A 1,005-nucleotide genomic window follows, 5' to 3' on the forward strand; every position below is an offset into this window, starting at 1 on the left:
CACTTTAATCTCCTCGGCCCTGATCTTGCCTTTGACCGCTAGTTTGTATGCCCCTGGATTTGTAGTTCCGATACCCACATTGCCACTTGGCAATAGAGTCATAACTTCTTTATCATTTGCTGTCCCGTTCCAATAATTATAGTAGAACCGGAACCTATCATTTTCATCATCGCCCCAAATTATTTCAGAATGGGATTCAGCATTGATGCTCCTTAGGGTCACATTATCATTTCCATCCGAACTCCTTATCCCCCCTTCAACATCAAATTCTGCTGTTGGGTCAGTTTTACCTATTGCTACTCGGCCATATTTATCAATGACTACATCGGCATCATGGTTATTAACCCTAAAGAACATCCTATCAAGAGTATGGTCATATTGAATACCGCCAACAAAATCATCCTCTGTATCTGCAAAGGCATAATAGGCACTCTTAGTATTGTTCGTCAATAATGAAATCATGACATGGTCATCGTCCTCAACTGAAAGATCAGAAAAGCCGTGTGGTGTATGGTTTGATCCTCCATTAAACACATGAAGCTTGGAAAGGGGGTTACTGGTTCCCATTCCAATGTCTCCTTGGGATGTCAAACTGAGAATATTGGTCCAAGTCGCGCTGTTGTTCCTGCCTTGAAAGTTCAGCAAAGTGTACAATCCTGGGTCCGAATTCACAATACGGTGACCAAAACCATTGCCATAATTGGAAGACACCCATGTAATAGCTTTATTGGTCAATGGGTTGGCGTTCAGGTTATCAAAAGTGGATGTCTGTGCTAAACATGTGGTGGAAACCAACACAAAGAATAGATAGGCAACTGTCTTTTTCATTTCATGGCCGGTTTTAGTTTTAGCTCTGAAATAAGGGCTTTCATTGCCCTCATTTCTTTTTTTATCATTTTTATTTCGTCATTGCTCTCTTTTAGCTTTTTGATTATTTTTTCTTGTGCTAAAACATATAGTGTCAACTCCTCGATCTTCTCCAACAACAACTTGTTCATCTCCCCC

At 40.6% G+C, this 1,005-nt stretch carries 2 pseudogenes; both read right to left on the reverse strand.

Going from position 1 to position 1,005, the window contains the following annotated elements:
• Positions 1-828 (reverse strand): annotated as a pseudogene (locus FOT42_RS17890) (hypothetical protein); the annotation flags it as partial.
• Positions 825-1,005: pseudogene (locus FOT42_RS18200) on the reverse strand (hypothetical protein); the annotation flags it as partial. The pseudogenes FOT42_RS17890 and FOT42_RS18200, both read right to left, overlap by 4 nt.

The organism is Flagellimonas hadalis (assembly GCF_007785775.2).
Classification (GTDB): Bacteria; Bacteroidota; Bacteroidia; order Flavobacteriales; family Flavobacteriaceae; genus Flagellimonas; species Flagellimonas hadalis.